We start from the raw sequence: 17,853 nt of genomic DNA on the forward strand, positions 1-17,853 counted from the left end.
GACGCGCCCGCGGCGGCGTCTCGAAGAGCGCTCATCGTGTCTCCTCCGTCTCGGCCGGCGCGGCCGTGTCATCGTTCGCGGCCTGCTCCCCCGCCAACAGCAGGTAGAGCACCGCCATCCGCACGGACACGCCGTTCGCCACCTGCTCGAGCACGGTCGAGCGCGGAGAATCGGCGGCCTCGGCGGAGATCTCGAGTCCCCGGTTCATGGGTCCGGGGTGCATCACAATGCTACCCGGGGGCAAGGCCGCGAGCCGCTCGGCGTGCAGCCCCCACCGCCGGGCGTACTCGCGTTCGGTGGGGAAGTAGGCGGCCCCCATGCGCTCGAGCTGGATGCGCAGCATCATGAGCGCGTCAGGCGCCGCCGCGACCGCCTCGTCGAGGTCGTAGACGACCCGGACGGGCCAGGCCGACACGTCCTGCGGCACGAGCGTCGGCGGTGCCACGAGCGTGACATCGGCGCCCAGTGTCGTGAGCAGCCAGACGTTCGAGCGCGCCACGCGCGAGTGCAGCACATCGCCGACGATCGTGACCCGCATCCCCGCCAGGTCCCGTCCCCGGCTGTCGGATCCGAATCGCCGTTTGCGCATCGTGAACGCGTCCAGCAGCGCCTGCGTGGGGTGCTCGTGCGTGCCGTCGCCGGCGTTGACGACGCCGGCCGTGATCCAGCCGCTCGAGGCCAGGGTTCGCGGCGCTCCCGAGGCGCCATGACGGATCACGACAGCATCCGCCCCCATGGCCTGCAGCGTCTGGGCGGTGTCCTGCAGGCTCTCGCCCTTCGAGACGCTCGAGCCCTTCGCGGCGAAGTTGATGACGTCGGCGCTGAGCCGCTTGGCGGCGGCCTCGAACGAGATGCGCGTGCGCGTGGAGTCCTCGAAGAAGAGGTTCACGACGGTCTTGCCGCGCAGTGTGGGGAGCTTCTTGACCTCGCGTCGCTGCGTGTCGGACATGTCCTCCGCGACATCGAGGATCGCCAGCGCGTCCTCACGGGCGAGCGAGCGGGTGTCGAGCAGATTCCTCACGGGATCACCGCCCCTCGATCGTGACGGATTCTGCGCCGTCCGTCTCGGCGAGGTGCACGTTCACGCGCTCGTCCCGCGCGCTCGGCAGGTTCTTGCCGACGAAATCGGGCCTGATCGGCAGCTCGCGGTGCCCCCGGTCGATGAGCGTTGCCAGGCGCACGATCGCGGGCCTGCCGATGTCCTGCAGGGCGTCGAGGGCCGCACGGATGCTGCGCCCCGAGAACAGGACGTCATCCACGAGCACGACCACCCTGCCGTCGACGCCGCCGGGTGGGATCTGGGTCGGGCGCGGCGCACGAGTGGGGTTGCGGGCGAGGTCGTCGCGGTACATCGTCACATCGAGGGCGCCGACGGGGACCGCCGTACCCCCGAACTCAGTGATGAGGGCGCCGATGCGGTGGGCGAGCGTCACGCCGCGGGTCGGGATGCCCAGGAGCACCAGATTGTCGGGGCCCCGGTTGGACTCGAGGATCTCGTGCGAAATCCGAGTCAGGGCTCGGGCGATGTCGGCCTCGTGCAGCACGGTTCGCGTGCCCATTCGCCGCTCCCTTCTCCGCCTCACGGGACGGGATTAAAGGTTGCTCTGGTGCGGTGTCCACTGTAGCGGACGCGGCGACCCGGCATTCGTGCCGCGGGCCGCGCCCCCGCCGCCGGTCGTGCTCCCCGCCGCGGGCCGTGCTCTCCAACGCGAACCAAGCTCTCCGCCGCGAACCAACACTTTTGCAGCGAAACACCACGCGACGGATGTGGGTTCGCCGCAGAAGTGTTGGCTCGACGGCGCATCGGCACGTGGCGGCGGCGCGCAGGGCCGGGCGGCGGCGCGCAGGGCCGGGCGGCGGCGCGCAGGGCCGGGCGGCGGCACAGGGTCAGACCCCGACGCAGGGCCAGACCGCGACGGCGCTCAGACCGCGGCGGGCGCGGGTGCCTCGGCTGCCGCGTGCGCCCGGATCGGGTGCCCCTGCGTGGTCAGGCACCGGCCGGTGGCCAGATCCCACTTCCAGTCGTGGAGGCTGCAGGTGAGCACGCCGTCCTCGATCTTGCCGGTCTTGGTCAGATCGGCGCGCAGGTGCGGACAGCGCCGCTGCACGACCCAGTCGCCGAGCTGCGCGTCCTCGGTCTGATCGGACTGCTCGGAGTACCAGTTCTCGACGTACTCGATCCGGTCGCGCGAGAGGCACTTCAGGAACGTCGTGAGGAACTCGTTGAACTTGCCGCTGCGCCCGACCTCGAACTGCATCGAGAGGAAGATCGAGTTGGACCAGTCGATCTCGTGGTCGCGGATGTTCGTCGAGACCAGATCAGCCGGGATCGTGTACCAGTAGATGCACTCCTCGCTCGCATACTCGCGCACCTTCGCCTTCGGAAAGTCCACGACCATGTCGAGCTCGCCGATGCGGAAGCGCACGTTGCCGCCGACGCCGTTGCGAATCGTGCGGGCGCGGCGCAGCAGCGGCTCCCACCACTCCTTGATCGCGGCGAGCATCTCGGCGGGGGGCAGGACCTCGGCCCTCGTGGCCTCCTCGGCCCTGATCTCGTCCGCTCGCCCGTCGCGCTGCTCGGCGAGATATGCCCACTTGTCGTCGAACATGCGGTCGATCTCGTCGTCCGTGTAGAGCGTCTGGGTCACCGAGATGGCGCCGGAATTCAGCTCGACGACGGTGCCCGGCACGAACTCGTACCCCTTCTGCTGGGGGCGCTGCTCGCGCATGTGCGCGAGGAACTGACGCTGATCGGTGAAGATCGAGTCGTCATGCTCTCCGATGCCGTTGTAGCGGAACAGCTCCTCGCGCAGGAACATCGGCGGACCCGCCATGGGGAACACGTGCGGCGCGTCGACCTTCTCGATGTAGTACATCGCCCGCTTGTTCTGGGCGTCGCGCTTGAGCTTTGCGAAGTTCTGCTTCGCGTCCTGAGGCAGGTCGTAGACCATCGGCCACCAGATCGCCCCCGACACCTGCGTGAAGTACGCCTCGGGCTTGGAGAACGACAGCAGCTTCTCGAGGTCGAGCGGGTGCGAGTCGTTCTGGTTCAGGATGCTGGCGGTGCCGTCATCGACGCTGAGAGAGGAGTCCCCGATCGGCCCGTCGCTCGGTGCGCGCAGGGGCGTGACCATCAGGGTCAGCGCGCCGAAGGTCAGCGGCTCACCGCCGCGCGTGTAGACGAGGTTGTCGTATCCGCACGCGCGCAGGTCGCTCTCGAGGTCGTCCGTCGGGTATTCCGGGAGGAGGACGCGGATGTCCTTGCGCACGTAGCGCTCGAGCAGCGCAGGATCGAAGTGATCGCGGTGCCGGTGCGAGATGTAGAGGAAGTCGGCGGCGCCGAATCGCTCCCAATCGAGGCCCCGGTTGTCTGGGAAGGGAAACCACGACCCGAAGAAGCTCGGGCCGATCACCGGGTCGCAGAGGATGGATCCCCCCGCCGTCTCGATGAACATGCCGGCGTGTCCGAGTCCCGTGATCTTCATGCTGCTCCCGTCGGGTCGTCTCGTGAACTCCTCGATTCTACGTGCGGCCCTCGTCCGGGCCCGGTCGACGGACCGGGCAAAACGGCATCCCTCACCCTTCGAACAGGGTCCGGATGTCGTCGGCCGAGAGCGTCTGCCCGAACAGCGCCTCGTCGTCCATGACGGCCGTGAAGAGCCGCGCCTTGCGCTGCTGCAGCGCCATCACCTTCTCTTCGATCGTGTCGGAGGCGATCATCCGGTAGACCATGACCGTGCGGTCCTGCCCGATGCGATGGGTGCGGTCGACGGCCTGCGCCTCGGCCGCGGGATTCCACCACGGATCGAGCAGGAACACGTAGTCCGCTTCCGTGAGCGTCAACCCGAACCCGCCCGCTTTGAGGCTGATCAGGAAGACGGGGCTCTCGCCCGCGCGGAAACGCGCGATGACCTCGTCCCGATGACGGGTCGATCCGTCGAGTTGCGTGTGGCCGATCTGCTCGCGTTCGAGACGCCGCGCGACGAGCGCGAGGAACGACGTGAACTGGCTGAAGACCAGCACGCGGTGACCCTCGGCGACGATCTCGCCCAACTGGTCGACGAGCGCGTCGATCTTGCTCGATCCGAGGGACGCGTGTGCGGGGTCGACGAGCTCCGGCGCGAGGCTGAGCAGGCGCAGGAGCGTCAGCGATCGGAACACGATGAATCGGTTGCGATCCAGGTCGTCGAGCAGGCCGAGCACCTTCTGCCGTTCACGCTGCAGCACGGTGTCGTACACACCCCGGTGCGCGGGTGAGAGTTCGATGTGCAGCTGCTGCTCCTGCCGGGGCGGCAGCTCGGGCGCCACGATCTCTTTCGTGCGACGGAGGACGAGCGGGCGGATGCGCCGGCGAAGGCGCTCGAGCCGCGCCGCGCGATAGGCGCCACCCTCCTGGTTCTCGGGAACCTTGCCCTGCTCGATCGGCGCGACGTAGTCCTGGCGGAATCGCCGCCCCGACGCGAAGAGTCCGGGGGCTGCGAGCGCCAGGATCGACCACAGGTCGATCAACGAGTTCTCGAGCGGCGTTCCCGTGATGGCGTATGTGGCGTCGGCGCGCAGCGCCTGCGCGGCGCGGTGCAGCTTGGTCTGCGGGTTCTTGACGAACTGCGCCTCGTCGAGGATGACCGCGGCCCATTCGACGTCGCCGAATTCGGCCTCGGAGAGCCGCAGCAGGGCGTAGGAGGTCACCACCACATCCGCCTGCGCCGCCAGAGCGCCGACCGAGGCATCGCGTCTGCCCCGTGTCGAGCCGACCGATGCGACGCGCAGCCCCGGAGTGAACCGCAGCGCCTCGTCCCGCCACGTCGAGGTGACCGATGTCGGGGCCACGACCAGGAACGGACGATGCTCACCGCTCTCCTTCGCGTGCGCGACGAGCGCCAGCATCTGCACCGTCTTGCCCAGCCCCATGTCGTCGGCGAGCACACCGCCGAGGCGATGCCGCCAGAGGAAGGCGAGCCAGTCGAATCCGCTCTTCTGGTAGGGCCGCAGCTGTGCGCGCAGGCCGGACGGTGCCGGTGTGGGCTCGACATGATCGATGTGGCGCAGTCCCTCGACCGCCGCGCGCCACGCTCGCGCGGGCACGGCCTCATCGGCGACGTCTTCGAAGTCCGCCCACAGCGAGCTCTGGTGGCGACTGATGCGCGGGCCGGTCTCCCACTCCGCGACGTCGGCCGCCTCGTCGATGAGATCGCGAAGACGGTGCAGGGCGGGATGTGCGAGCGAGAAGTAGCGGCCGTCCGAGAGCAGCAGCTTCTTCTTGCCGAGGGTGAGCGCCGTGAACAGGGGCGCGAACGGGATCGTGCGGCCATCGATCGCGACGATCACGCCGAGATCGAACCAGTCGGCATCTGCCGATTCGACGGTCGATACGGTGATCCGCGGCGCCCCCGTCAACTCGCGGTACGCGCGACGGGTGCCGCGGGTCTCGACGCGGACTCCCTGACGCTCGAGCGCCGGCACGACCCGGGTCATGAACTCGGCCGTCGCGACCTCCTGCAGCGTGCCCGCCGGCTGGAACGGAAGCTCGAGACCACCGGTCCACGCGGCCTCGACCTCGCGGAGGATCCGCTCCTCCGCGCCGCGGTCCCGGTCGGGATCGCCGGAGTCCGGAGCGCCCGATTCGGGCGCTCGCGCAAGGCCGGGATAGTCCCAGGCGAACGCGTAGTGCAGGGTGTCCGCGGCACGGAACTCGACGCTCAGCACCGGCGTCGGATCGTGTGCCGGCGGAATCGACACGCCACCGCTCGCGCGGACCACGGCCCGACGAGCGAGCCTCGGCGACCCCTCGCGCAGGAACTCCTCCGTCTCCCCCTCGGCGACCGCGATGTGGCCGCCGGCCGACACGAGTGCGTGCACCGGATCACTCAGCGGCACCTCCGCAAGAGTGACGCGGATGCTGTCGTCCGAGACCGCGAACGCGTAGACGCCGCTGCGGCCGATCGCGCGCACGGACGCCGCGTCGCAGCTCTCCCCGGCGATCACGAACTCGGCTTCGACCCGGAGCCCGCCGGTCTCCGCGGGCTCGATCCGGATGGCCGACTCGGCCTCGGAAGCGAGCGTCACCGTGCTCAGCCGGTTCATTCCCACGAGCGCGATCCCGAGCCGTTCGGCCCGCCGCAGCTGTGGCCACAGCAGCACGGAGCCGACGGTGTCGAGCGTGACCGCATCGGACGAGTCGGGAAAGGCCCCGATGGCGAACACGTCGCGGGCGATGCTGTAGAGCTCGGCGAACCACCGCGCCTGCGCCGTCGCGAACGAACCTCCGGGGCGACGCACCGCCTCCCAGGAGGCCTCGCCCTTGATCCACGCGCCCGTGCTCGGGCTGCGCATCAGGGGTCGGGCGCGCAGAAGGAGTTCGCTCGCACTCCGGCTGACGGAGCGTGGCGTCACGGGCTCGGCCCGGCGCGGCATCCACGCCGAATGATCCGCGGCTCTGCGCTGGGTGAGGTCGAAGCCGAGGGCGAGGGGAACGGACCGGGAATCGTGGGGAGCACCGGGCATGAGGTCGCGCCAGGACGGTGCCGAATCGGCGCGTGCACGGGAGACGGGAACGTCGACTCCCACAGAGACGACCGCCGGCGCCGATACTGCGGACGAACCCTCGAGGGCTGCATTGCTCGCCAGCAGGGCGGCGACGGTGTGCTTGCAGTCGGCCTCCATCGGACAGCTGCAGACCGCCAGGAGGATCGGGGCGGCGGGGCGCCCCGGATCGAGGCGGATCGTGCACGAGTAGGGGTGCGCTCCGCTGCCGCGAACCTGCGCCGTCAAGACGCGGGTCGCATCATCCCATGCGATGTCGCGCACGGCGCCGCTGCGGAAGTACCGCACGCCGCGCTCGTAGCCCGCCCCCATCGCGCGGCGTCGGATCGCGTCGGGGGCGACGAAGGGCGCAGGCATGTGCTCCATCCTCGCAGGGCGCTCCGACACGGCGCCGACCCGGCCTCGCCGCGAGCCGGTGCGCGCGTCAGCCGGCGCGGGCGACGCGCGCGAGCACGCCGTGCACGAACGCGCCGGAGTCGTCCGTGGAGAACTCCTTCGCGAGTTCGACGGCCTCGTCGATCGCGACGGCGGTCGGCACGCCGTCGTTGAAGAGCACCTCCCACACACCCATCCGCAGCAGCGCGCGGTCGACGGCGGGCATGCGATCGAGCTTCCAGTCCCGCGCGTGCGTCGTGATGATCTCGTCGATCTCATCGCGATGATCGATCACCCCGTCGACGATCTCGCGGGCATAGAGCCATGACGCCTCGCGGGCGGGCTCGCCCACGGCGCGCTTGGCCTCCGCTGCGAGGATCACCGCGGTCTCGTCGCCGCGGACGTCCGCCTGGAACAGGATGTCGAGCGCGCGTTTGCGCGCCTTCGTGCGGGCACTCATCGGGCAGGACCGCCGAGCTCAGCTGACGCGGCCGAGGTAGTCCCCGGTGCGCGTGTCGACCTTGACCTTCGTGCCGGTCTCGAGGAAGAGCGGCACCTGGATCTCGTAGCCGGTCTCGACCGTCGCGGACTTCGTGCCGGCCGACGACCGATCGCCCTGCAGACCGGGCTCGGTGTAGGTGATCTCGAGCACGACGGATGCGGGGAGGTCGACGTACAGCGGATTGCCGTTGTTGGTGGCGATCGTGACCTGCTGGTTCTCGAGCAGGAAGTTGGCGGCGTCCCCGACGATCGTCGCGGACACGTTGATCTGGTCGTAGTCGGCCATGTCCATGAACACGAAGCTGTCGCCGTCGTTGTAGAGGTACGTGAAGTCGCGGCGGTCGACGTTCTCGATGTCGACCTTCGAGCCCGCGTTGAACGTCTTGTCGACGACCTTGCCGGACATGATGTTCTTCAGCTTGGTGCGCACGAACGCACCGCCCTTGCCGGGCTTGACGTGCTGGAACTCCACGACGCCCCAGAGCTGCCCGTCGATGTTGAGGACGACGCCGTTCTTGATGTCTGCGGTGGATGCCATGAGGGTGAGAGGTCCTTCGGGATGACGGGTGCAAGACCCGGGAGGATGCGGCCCGACCGGGCCCGACGTTCGATTCTACGGGATGCCTCGCCGGGCGCTGCGGGTCAGCCCTCGGCGGTGCCCGTGATGATCGCGACGAGCCGCTCCACCGCCCGCGCGTATCCCTGGGCGCCCTCGCCGATGACGTGGACGGCGGCCACGTCGGAGACGTACGAGAAGTGGCGGAACGACTCGCGCGCGCGGACGTCCGAGATGTGCACCTCGGCGACGGGCAGCGCCACGCCCGAGAGCGCGTCGCGGAGCACGACCGAGGTGTGCGTGAGACCGCCCGGATTGATGACGATGCCGGCGCAGTCCTCGCGCGCGGCGTGGATCGCATCGATCAGCACGCCCTCGTGATTGCTCTGCACGGCGCGCACGGAGAAACCGAGATCCGCGGCCGCGCGCGTGGCGATCTCCTCGACGTCGGCGAGGGTGGACGAGCCGTAGATGCCGGGCTCCCTCGTGCCGAGGAGGTTGAGGTTCGGGCCGTTGACGAGCAGGAGACGGCGTTCGGCACTCATGCCCCCACCTCCTGGTAGGCCGCGAAGAGCAGCGATTCGTCGGGGGCCTGCAGCACGGTCGGTCGTGCGAGATCGTCGAGAACGATGAAGCGCAGCATCCCGCCTCTGCTCTTCTTGTCGCGCTGCATCGTCGCCAGCAGCTGGGGCCATGCCCCCGCGCGGTAGGTCACGGGCAGCCCGAGCGTCTCGAGGATGCTGCGGTGCCGGGCGGCGGCGGCGTCGGGAAGACGGCCGGCCAGCCGGGAGAGCTCGGCGGCGAACACCATGCCCACCGATATCGCCGCGCCGTGTCGCCAGCGGTAGCGCTCGGCGTGCTCGATCGCGTGACCCAGGGTGTGTCCGTAGTTGAGCACCTCGCGCAGGCCCGCCTCGCGGAAATCCTCGCCGACCACTCGGGCCTTCATCTCGATCGCCAGCTCGATGCAGCGTCGGAACGCCGGGCTGGACGGGTCGGTCGCCGCGGCCGGATCCGCCTCGATCAGGTCGAGGATCTCGGGATACCAGATGAACCCGGCCTTGACCACCTCGGCGAAGCCCGCCACGGCCTCGTTCTGCGGCAGGGTGTCGAGCGTGTCGAGGTCGCAGACGACCGCGCGGGGCGGCCAAAATGCGCCGACGAGGTTCTTGCCCTCGGCGGTGTTCACGCCGGTCTTGCCGCCCACCGCCGCATCGACCATGCCGAGCACCGTGGTGGGCACCTGCACGACCTGCACGCCGCGCAGCCACGTCGCCGCGACGAACCCCGCGACATCGGTGACCGCTCCCCCGCCGAAGCCGACGACGGCATCGGTGCGGGTGAAGTCCGCCTGCCCCATGACCTGCCAGCAGAACGCCGCGACCTCGATGCGCTTGCCCGCCTCGGCATCCGGGATCTCGGCGAGCAGCACCTCGCGCGACCCGTCGTCCATGAGCTGCTCCCGCAGCGCGGCGGCCCGCTTTCCGAGGGTGGGCGGATGCACCACGAGCACCTTGCGGACGCTCGGTTCCAGGGCGTCGGCGACGCGGGTGAGAATGCCGCGCCCCACACTGATCTCGTATCCGGAGTCGCCCTGCACCGCGATCGTCGTCGTCTCGCTCACTTCTCGCCCCTCAGCCAGTCGAGGATCGCGTCCGCGACCCCCGTGATCGGTCCGGACGACGTGTCGAACGTCCGGTCGGCGACCTCCTCGTACAGGGGTCGCCGTTCGTCGAAGATCTGCTGCCATCGCGCGAGGGGATCGTCACCCTCGACGAGGGGCCGGTTTCCGTCGCGGATGCGCGCGGACACCGCCCGTGGCGTCACGGTGAGGAAGACGACGCGGTGGCCTGCCAGTGCCGCCCGCGTGCCCGCGTCCAGCACCGCTCCCCCGCCCAGCGAGATCACTCCGCCGCGCTGCAGCGACTGCGTCACGGCCTCCCGCTCCCACTCGCGGAACCGCGCCTCGCCGTGCGCGGCGAAGATGTCGGGAATCGGGCCGTGCTCTTGCACGACGACCCGATCGGTGTCGGTGAAGCCCACACCCAGACCCCGCGCGACGCGTCGCCCGATGCTCGTCTTGCCGGCGCCCATCGGCCCCACGAAGACGACGGCGGGCGGCTCAGCCGAGGAGGTCATGCTCGACGAGCGCCGCCTCCGAGGCGGGAGTCGTGCGCAGAGCCGCGGGGATCTCGGCGAGGTAGGCCTCGAGGTTGCGGCGCGTCTCGCGCACGCTGTCGCCGCCGAACTTCTCCAGCACCGACCCGGCCAAAACGATCGCGACCATGGCCTCGGCGACCACGCCGGCCGCCGGGACGGCGCACACGTCGGATCGCTGGTGATGCGCGGCCGCCGTGTCGCCGGTGGCGACATCGACCGTGCGCAGCGCGTGCGGCACGGTCGCGATGGGCTTCATGCCCGCCCGCACGCGCAGCACGGTGCCCGTCGACATGCCACCCTCGGTGCCCCCCGCGCGATCGGTTGCGCGGGTGACGCCCTCGCCGGTGACGAAGAGCTCGTCGTGCGCGGCCGAGCCGCGGCGCCGCGAGGTCTCGAAGCCGTCGCCGACCTCGACGCCCTTGATCGCCTGGATGCTCATCAGCGCCTGCGCGAGCTTGCCGTCCAGTCGTCTGTCCCAGTGCACGTGCGAGCCGAGCCCGGGCGGCAGGCCGTACGCGAGCACCTCGACGATCCCGCCGAGCGTGTCGCCGTCCTTGCGCGCGGCGTCGACCTCGGCCACCATCCGCTCCGAGGTGTCGGCGTCGAAACAGCGCAGCGGATCGGCGTCCAGCACGTCGACGTCGTCCGCCGTGGGGAGCGCTGCCCCCTCGGGCACCCGGACGGGTCCGATCGAGAGGGTGTGGCTGACCAGGCGGATGCCGAGCTCGGCCAGGAACCCGCGCGCCAGGGCGCCGAGGGCCACGCGGGCCGCGGTCTCGCGCGCGCTCGCGCGCTCGAGGATGGGCCGCGCCTCGTCGAAGCCGTACTTCTGCATGCCGACGAGGTCGGCGTGCCCCGGGCGCGGGCGGGTCAGTGCCGCTCCGCGGCCGCGCGAGCGCTCGGTGAGCTCGACGGGTTCGGGGCTCATCACCTCGACCCACTTGGGCCACTCGGTGTTGCCGATGCGCAGGGCGATGGGGCTGCCGAGGGACAGCCCGTGACGCACGCCGCCCGAGAGGGTCAGCTCGTCCTCCTCGAACTTCATGCGCGAGCCGCGTCCGTAGCCGAGCTTGCGGCGGGCGAGGTCGGCGCGGATGGCGTCGAGCGAGACGGGGACGCCTGCGGGCAGGCCCTCCATGACGGCGACGAGTTCGGGGCCGTGGGATTCACCGGCCGTGAGCACGCGGAGCATTCCCCTAGTCTCCCATGAGCGCGCGGCGCATCGCGGCGATGACGGCCTCCTCGGCGGCGAGCGGGATCTCGACGTCGTCGTTGACGAAGAATCGCACCTGCAGCACCGCCTGATGCAGCAGCATCGACAGGCCCGACATCGCCGCCCCGCCGCGCGCCCCCTGCCGCTCGGCCAGGTGCGAAGGCCAGGGACTGTAGGCGACGTCGAGCAGCGGCCCGGACTCATCCAGCGCAGCGTCGGCGATGTCATCGTCGAGGCGGACTCCTCCGGGCAGCGTACCGATCGTGACGTCCGCGGGCGCGAGGCTCGCGGACCCGAGCGCGTGCGCCCGGACGTCGACGCCCATCCGCGCCCCGAGCGCGCGTATCGGTGCGACCGCTTCGGGACGTCGCGCGAGCACGACCACGGAACCCGCACCCAGTTCGCCGAGCGCGACGAGCGCCGAGGATGCCGTCGCGCCGGCACCGACGATCCGCCCGGTGTCGACGTGGTCGATACCGCTCTCGCGCAGCGCGCGCACGAGACCTCCGACGTCGGTGTTGACGCCTCGGGGGCCATCGGCGTCGAGTCGAAGCGTGTTCACCGCTCCGGTGAGCTCGGCGCGCCGATCGCGGTGCACGGCCGCGCGGAACGCCTTCTCCTTGAGGGGCATCGTGAGAGACAGCCCGCGCCAGCGGCGATCGAGTCCCGCCAGCGCCCCGTCGAACGCGCCGGCGTCGACGTCACGCCGGTCGTACTCCCAATCCAGGCCCAGCACCGCGTACGCGGCCGCGTGCAGCTGCGGCGAGCGGCTGTGCGCGATGGGGCTCCCCCACACCGCCAGATGGATGGGGGAAGAACCCGATGTCACCTCAGCATCCCGACTCGGGATTCTCACGGCACCACTGCTGCCACTGGGTGACGGCCTGCTGATGCTGCGCGTTCGTCTCTGTGAAGATCGTCTCTCCGGTGTCGAGATTGACCGTCACGAAGTAGAGCCAGGGACCGTCCTCGGGGTTCATCGCAGCGTCGATGGCGGTGTCGCCGGGGTTGGCGATGGGACCGATCGGAAGGCCTGTGTTGACGTACGTGTTCCACGGGTTGTCGTCCTCGAGCGCCTCGGCGCTGGAGGAGACGGTGCCATCGTGCATCTCGCCGTAGCCGTACTGCGCGGTCGAGTCCATCTGCAGCAGGCCGTTGGTCTCGTCGTTGTCCGGTGAGAGGCGGTTGTAGATGACTCGGGACACGCGATAGAAGTCCTGCTCGAATCGCGCCTCCCTCTCGATGATCGACCCGATGGTGAGGATGCGCTGGCGCTCCTCGACGGGAACCCCTGCCGAGTCGAGGGACTGGATCGTTCGATCGACCAGCGTCTGGATGACCTCGCTCGCGCTGACTCCGGGATTGAAGGTGTAGGTCGCGGGAAAGAGCCACCCCTCCATGCTGTCGGCCGGAACACCGTATGCAGCCGGATCGGCGACGGCGGCCTGGAGATCCTCGAGCGGCAGGCCGATGCCATCCGCCAGCAGCGGCAGCGACTGGTCGACGGTCAAGCCCTCGCGCAGCTGCGCGGAGTTCTCCATGCGGTTGTCCGGGTTCTGCAGCGCCTCGAGAGCGGCGGCGGAGGTCATCTGCTCCTGCAGCCGGAAGACGCCGGGGTAGAACGTCGGAACCGCGTCGAGGGTCAGGATGTGGGCGTAGAACGCCTCGGGCGTCATCGTGACTCCCGCAGCGTACAGCGTGTCGGAGATCGTCGATCCGGTGTCGCCGTCGACGACGGTGACGAGCACCTCGCCGGTGGCCATGCCCGGCTCGTAGTCGATCGGCTCCTGCCAGCCGAGCACGGCGCGGATCTGGTCCTCATACGTGTTCCAGGCCCATGCGCCGGCGCCGGCGATGCCTCCGATGATCAGCACGACGACTCCGAGCGCGATCCATCCGCCGATGCGGCGATTGCGGCGGCGCTCCGCCTTGGCGTGGACAATCGCCTTCTCCTCGGCGAAGAGGTCATCGAGGGTCATCGACGCGGCAGCCGGTGCCTGTCCGGAACGAGGGGGCCCCGACTCCTCGGGCGGACGCGGACGGGTCAGCGGCGGCGTGGCAGCCCCCGCCGGTGGCGCGTCGGCAGCTCGCGGCGCCGCGACCGGAGCCGTCTGTGATTCACTCGAGGGCCCCTGCCGCGGAGCGGCCTCCGCAGCGGACTGCTGCCGACCACCCTCCGCGGCGGAATCCGGCTGCTCCTGCGCGGCCTGGGCCGACGCCAGAGCGCGCATCTCCCGCCGCGACAGGGGGGCGCCGGTGCCGTGCGCGCTGTCGGCCGCGCCGCCCTGCTGCTGGCGCGACGCCCGGGCCGCCGCATCCCGCGCGGATTCGGCGGGCACGGGCGGCGGCGCCTCGGAGCCCAAGGCGCCCGAACCCTCCGCCTCGGCGGCGTCGGTCACCGTGCGCCCGCGGGGATCGGGCAGCCGGCCGAAGAGCGCGGCGAAGTCGTCATCGGCAGGGGGCTTGTCATCGGGCATCAGGTGGACTCCTGGGCAAGGACGGGCTCGCCCGCAGGGCGTCCCGTCCGCTTCTCGACATCGAGGGCGTGCTGGAGCAGCACGACCGCGGCGACCTGGTCGACAATGCTACGTGACCCACGCTGGCTGCGGCCCGATCGGCGCAGGGCATCGTGTGCGCTCACCGTGCTGAGACGCTCGTCGACGAGCCGCGTGGGCAGGGTGGATGCCGTCGCCAGACGCTCCGCGAACCCCCGGGCGTCGGCCGTCGACGCCGTCTCGCCGCCGGACAGACTCACGGGGAGCCCCACGACGATCTCGACCGCGTCGTACTCGCGCGCGATGGCCGTGATCCGCGCCAGGGGATCCGGGCCCTCGCGCGGCACCGTCTCGACGGGAACGGCGAGCAGACCGTCGCGATCGCACCGTGCCACGCCGATGCGGGCCTTGCCCACGTCGACGCCGAGCCGCACGCCCGCGCGGAAACCCGTCACGCCGCGGTCGCCTCGATGTGGGCGCGGACATCGGCAAGGGCTGCGGGCAGGGCCGCAGCATCCGCACCCCCGCCCTGAGCGATGTCGTCACGGCCGCCACCGCCTCCGCCGAGGGCGGAGGCCGCGATCTTCGCGAGCGCGCCCGCTTTGGCGCCGCGCGTGCGGGCTGCGTCGTTCGTGGCGACGATGACCACCGGGCGCCCCGACACCTCGCCGCCGAGAGCGACGATCGCCGGCTCGGAGCCGAGCCGGTCGCGCACCCCGAGCACCAGCTGGCGGAGGTCGTCCTGGGATGCGACGGCGCCCGCCGCACCCGTCACCACGGCGAAGCCGGAGACGCGCTCGGCCGTGGCGGCGAGGGCGGGAACACGATCCTGCAGGGCGCGCGCCTCGAGGGCCGCGAGCTTCTTCTCGGCGGCCTTGAGGCTCGCCGTCAGCTCCGCGATGCGCTCCGGCAGCTGATCGCGCGGGGTCTTCAGCGTCGTGGTCAGCTGGGAGACGATGGCACGCTCCGCGGCGAGCTCGCGGAACGCCGACAGACCCACGAGGGATTCGATACGCCGGTTGGAGGCGCCGACCGAGGACTCGCCCACGAGGGAGATGAGTCCGACCTCTGCGCTGGAGGACACGTGCGTGCCCGCGCAGAGCTCCCGCGACCAGGGTCCGCCGATGTCGACCATGCGGACGACGTCGCCGTACTTCTCACCGAAGAGTGCCATCGCCCCGGCCTGCTTGGCCTCGTCGAGAGAGAGCACGCGCGTCTCGACGGGCAGGTTGTCGCGGATCGCGTTGTTCGCGATCTCTTCGATCTCGGATCTCGTCTCGCCCGACAGGGCCTGACCCCACGTGAAGTCGAAGCGCAGGTAGCCTGCCCGGTTGAGCGATCCCGCCTGTGTCGCGCTCTTGCCGAGCGTGTCGCGCAGCGCCGCGTGCACGAGGTGGGTGGCCGAGTGCGCCTGGCGCGCGGCGCGCCTGTTCGCGGCGTCGACGACGGTCGTGGCGGCGGCACCCACCGACACCTCGCCCGCCGTCACCTCAACCGTGTGACTGACCAGGCCCGGCACCGGCTTCTGCACATCGAGGACGTCGAGCTCGAATCCGGGACCGACGATGACGCCCTTGTCGGCCACCTGACCGCCCGATTCGGCGTACAGAGCGGTCTCGCCCAGGATCACCTCGGCGACCTGACCCACGCTCGCCCGGTCGACGGAGATCCCGTCCACGAGCACGCCGAGCACACGCGACGAGGTCTCGAGATCCGTGTAGCCGGTGAAGACGGTCTCGCCCTGGGCGCGGAACTCGCGATACACGCTGTGATCGGCGAGCGCCCGCTTGCGGCTCTTGGCATCGGTCTTGGCGCGCGTGCGCTGCTCCTGCATGAGCGCGTCGAAGGCCGCGCGGTCGACGGTGATGCCGGCCTCCTCCGCGACCTCCAGTGTGAGGTCGATGGGAAAGCCGTACGTGTCGTGCAGCAGGAACGCCTCGGAGCCCGCGAGCGATGTGCCCCCGGCATCCTTCGTCTGCGTCACCGCGAGGTCGAGGATCGTGGAGCCCGCGGCGAGGGTGCGCAGGAACGTCTCCTCCTCCGCGTAGGCGTACGCCGAGAGCCGTGCGTAGTCGCTCTCGAGCTCGGGATAGGCGGAACCCATCGCGTCGCGGGAGGCGGTGAAGAGCTCGGGGAAGGTGGGGCCGTCGACGCCGAGCAGACGCATCGCGCGCACGGAGCGTCGCATAAGGCGCCGCAGGATGTAGCCGCGACCCTCGTTCGAGGGCGTCACCCCGTCGGAGAGCAGCATCAGAGAGGACCGGACGTGGTCGGCGATGACGCGGAAGCGCACGTCGTCCTCGTGCTCGGCCCCGTACTTCTTTCCCGAGAGCTCGACGGCGCGGTCGAGAACAGGGCGGACCTGGTCGATCTCGTACATGTTCTCGACGCCCTGCTTGATGAAGGCGACGCGCTCGAGTCCCATGCCGGTGTCGATGTTCTTCATCGGCAGCTCGCCGACGATGTCGAAGTCGACCTTGCTGCGCACGTTCGTGATGAGATCTTGCATGAACACGAGGTTCCAGATCTCGGTGAAGCGGTTGTCGTCGACTGCCGGGCCGCCGTCACGCCCGTACGCCGGGCCACGGTCGAAATAGATCTCGGAGCAGGGGCCGGCGGGGCCGGGCTGGCCCGTCGACCAGTAGTTGTCGTCCTTGCCCAGCCGCTGGATGCGCTCGGCGGGAACCCCCGCCACCTTCTGCCACAGCGCGGCGGCTTCGTCGTCGTCTTCGTAGACCGTGACCCACAGATCCCGCTCCGCGAAGCCCAGACCGCCGTCGGCCTCGGTGGCGGTCAGCAGCTCCCAGGCGTAGCCGATCGCGCCTTCTTTGAAGTAGTCGCCGAACGACCAGTTGCCGAGCATCTGGAAGAAGGTGCCGTGCCGAGCCGTGTGACCGACCTCTTCGATGTCGTTGGTTCGAATGCACTTCTGCACGTCGGCGGCGCGCTTGTACGGAGCGGGCACGACTCCGGTGAGGTACGGGATGAAGGGCACCATGCCGGCGACCGTGAACAGCAGCGAGGGATCGTCGGTGACGAGCGACGCCGAGGGGACGATGACGTGATCGTTCTTCTCGAAGTAGTTCAGGTAGCGCTTCGCGATATCAGCGGTCTTCATGGCGGCGTCGTTCCTTGCATGCGGGAGCAGCCACCGCTTCGCGGGGCGCCGGGAGGGGAAAGGTCAGTCGGAGCTGGCGGGGCGGGCGGCATCCGTCGCCGCCTCCGCCGCGCGGCCGGCGACGCTCTTGGCGTCGTCGAGGAACGACGCGAACTGCGCCTCCTGCGCGTGGTACGCGTCCGCGATGCGGTCGGTGAACTCGCCGATGCGCGCATCGACCTCGGCGAGGGCCTCGTGGCCCGCCGGGTTCTTGTTGACGAGGTGCGCGGCGACGAACCCCCCGATCACGCCGAGCATGAACCACGTCAGGTTCTTCATGTCACCACTTCCTCGCAGAACGCGGCCGCGCGCGCGACCCGCAACCATCGTAGCCGCGGACGGCGAAGGGCGCCGGATCCTCTGCGGATCCGGCGCCCTTGGACTGTCGTCTCGCGACGTCTGTCAGCGTGCGGCGTAGTACTCGACGACGAGCTGCACGTCACAGGTGACGGGCACCTCGGCGCGCTTGGGGCGACGCACGAGGCGCGCCTGCAGCTTGTCGAGCTCGACCTCGATGTAGCCGGGAACGGGGGGCAGCACGTCGGCGTGACCGCCGGCGGCGGCGACCTGGAAGGGCTCCGTGCCCTCGCTCTTGGCCTTGACGTGGATGAGCTGACCCGGCTTCACGCGGAAGGAGGGACGGTCGACGAGCTGGCCGTCGACGAGGATGTGACGGTGCACGACCATCTGGCGGGCCTGCGCCGTGGTGCGGGCGAAGCCCGCGCGCAGCACGAGGGAATCCAGACGCATCTCGAGAAGCTCGACCAGGTTCTCACCGGTCAGGCCGTCGGTGCGGCGGGCCTCGTTGAACGCGATGCGCAGCTGCTTCTCGCGGATGCCGTACTGGGCGCGC

16 protein-coding genes are annotated in these 17,853 nt (G+C 70.3%); all 16 read right to left on the reverse strand.

Translation table 11 applies throughout. The features are described 5' to 3' along the window. Nucleotides 1–31: 31 nt before the first annotated feature. Nucleotides 32–1,021 carry an aspartate carbamoyltransferase catalytic subunit gene (locus tag DI573_RS06210; RefSeq protein WP_292811802.1) on the reverse strand — a complete coding sequence of 330 codons (990 nt, stop codon included), beginning with the start codon at nt 1,019–1,021 and terminating at the stop codon, nt 32–34. 4 nt (nt 1,022–1,025) lie between these two features. Then, nucleotides 1,026–1,559, reverse strand: a complete 534-nt coding sequence (pyrR, locus tag DI573_RS06215) for a bifunctional pyr operon transcriptional regulator/uracil phosphoribosyltransferase PyrR (protein ID WP_292811804.1) — start codon at nt 1,557–1,559, stop codon at nt 1,026–1,028. A 363-nt stretch (nt 1,560–1,922) separates the two neighbouring features. Next, the gene (locus tag DI573_RS06220; RefSeq protein ID WP_292811807.1) at nt 1,923–3,485 is read right to left on the reverse strand and encodes a Rieske 2Fe-2S domain-containing protein; all 1,563 of its coding nucleotides are present in this window, start codon (nt 3,483–3,485) and stop codon (nt 1,923–1,925) included. Nucleotides 3,486–3,576: 91 nt separating this feature from the next. Continuing rightward, nucleotides 3,577–6,900, reverse strand: coding sequence for a DEAD/DEAH box helicase (locus DI573_RS06225; protein WP_292811809.1), 3,324 nt, complete (start codon nt 6,898–6,900; stop codon nt 3,577–3,579). A gap of 67 nt (nt 6,901–6,967) precedes the next feature. Then, nucleotides 6,968–7,378, reverse strand: coding sequence for a transcription antitermination factor NusB (gene nusB / locus DI573_RS06230; RefSeq protein ID WP_292811812.1), 411 nt, complete (start codon nt 7,376–7,378; stop codon nt 6,968–6,970). 18 nt (nt 7,379–7,396) lie between these two features. Beyond that, a complete protein-coding gene (gene efp, locus DI573_RS06235) occupies nt 7,397–7,957 on the reverse strand; it encodes an elongation factor P (protein WP_292811814.1) in 561 nt (186 codons plus the stop codon). A gap of 104 nt (nt 7,958–8,061) precedes the next feature. Then, the gene (gene aroQ, locus DI573_RS06240) at nt 8,062–8,520 is read right to left on the reverse strand and encodes a type II 3-dehydroquinate dehydratase (RefSeq protein WP_292811816.1); all 459 of its coding nucleotides are present in this window, start codon (nt 8,518–8,520) and stop codon (nt 8,062–8,064) included. Then, nucleotides 8,517–9,599, reverse strand: coding sequence for a 3-dehydroquinate synthase (aroB, locus tag DI573_RS06245; protein ID WP_292811818.1), 1,083 nt, complete (start codon nt 9,597–9,599; stop codon nt 8,517–8,519). The genes aroQ and aroB overlap by 4 nt, the downstream gene beginning before the upstream one ends. Continuing rightward, entirely contained in the window at nt 9,596–10,114 is a 519-nt protein-coding gene (locus DI573_RS06250; protein ID WP_292811821.1) for a shikimate kinase, read from the reverse strand. Before DI573_RS06250 ends, aroB begins: the two co-directional genes overlap by 4 nt. Next, entirely contained in the window at nt 10,098–11,327 is a 1,230-nt protein-coding gene (gene aroC / locus DI573_RS06255) for a chorismate synthase (protein WP_292811823.1), read from the reverse strand. Before aroC ends, DI573_RS06250 begins: the two co-directional genes overlap by 17 nt. 4 nt (nt 11,328–11,331) lie before the next feature. Continuing rightward, nucleotides 11,332–12,177, reverse strand: coding sequence for a shikimate dehydrogenase (locus tag DI573_RS06260; protein ID WP_292811826.1), 846 nt, complete (start codon nt 12,175–12,177; stop codon nt 11,332–11,334). 1 nt (nt 12,178) lies between these two features. Then, nucleotides 12,179–13,825, reverse strand: a complete 1,647-nt coding sequence (mltG, locus tag DI573_RS06265; protein ID WP_292811828.1) for an endolytic transglycosylase MltG — start codon at nt 13,823–13,825, stop codon at nt 12,179–12,181. Then, nucleotides 13,825–14,298 (reverse strand): Holliday junction resolvase RuvX, encoded by a 474-nt coding sequence (ruvX, locus tag DI573_RS06270; protein ID WP_292811830.1) that lies wholly within the window; start codon nt 14,296–14,298, stop codon nt 13,825–13,827. Before ruvX ends, mltG begins: the two co-directional genes overlap by 1 nt. Beyond that, the gene (gene alaS / locus DI573_RS06275) at nt 14,295–16,961 is read right to left on the reverse strand and encodes an alanine--tRNA ligase (RefSeq protein ID WP_292811833.1); all 2,667 of its coding nucleotides are present in this window, start codon (nt 16,959–16,961) and stop codon (nt 14,295–14,297) included. The genes ruvX and alaS overlap by 4 nt, the downstream gene beginning before the upstream one ends. A gap of 63 nt (nt 16,962–17,024) precedes the next feature. Further along, nucleotides 17,025–17,279, reverse strand: a complete 255-nt coding sequence (locus tag DI573_RS06280; RefSeq protein WP_292811836.1) for an ATPase — start codon at nt 17,277–17,279, stop codon at nt 17,025–17,027. A 123-nt stretch (nt 17,280–17,402) separates the two neighbouring features. Then, the coding region (gene rpsD, locus DI573_RS06285) for a 30S ribosomal protein S4 (protein WP_292811838.1) at nt 17,403–17,853 on the reverse strand (451 nt) is incomplete at its 5' end.

Origin of the sequence: Microbacterium sp. (assembly GCF_003248605.1) — a bacterium.
Lineage (GTDB): Bacteria > Actinomycetota > Actinomycetes > Actinomycetales > Microbacteriaceae > Microbacterium.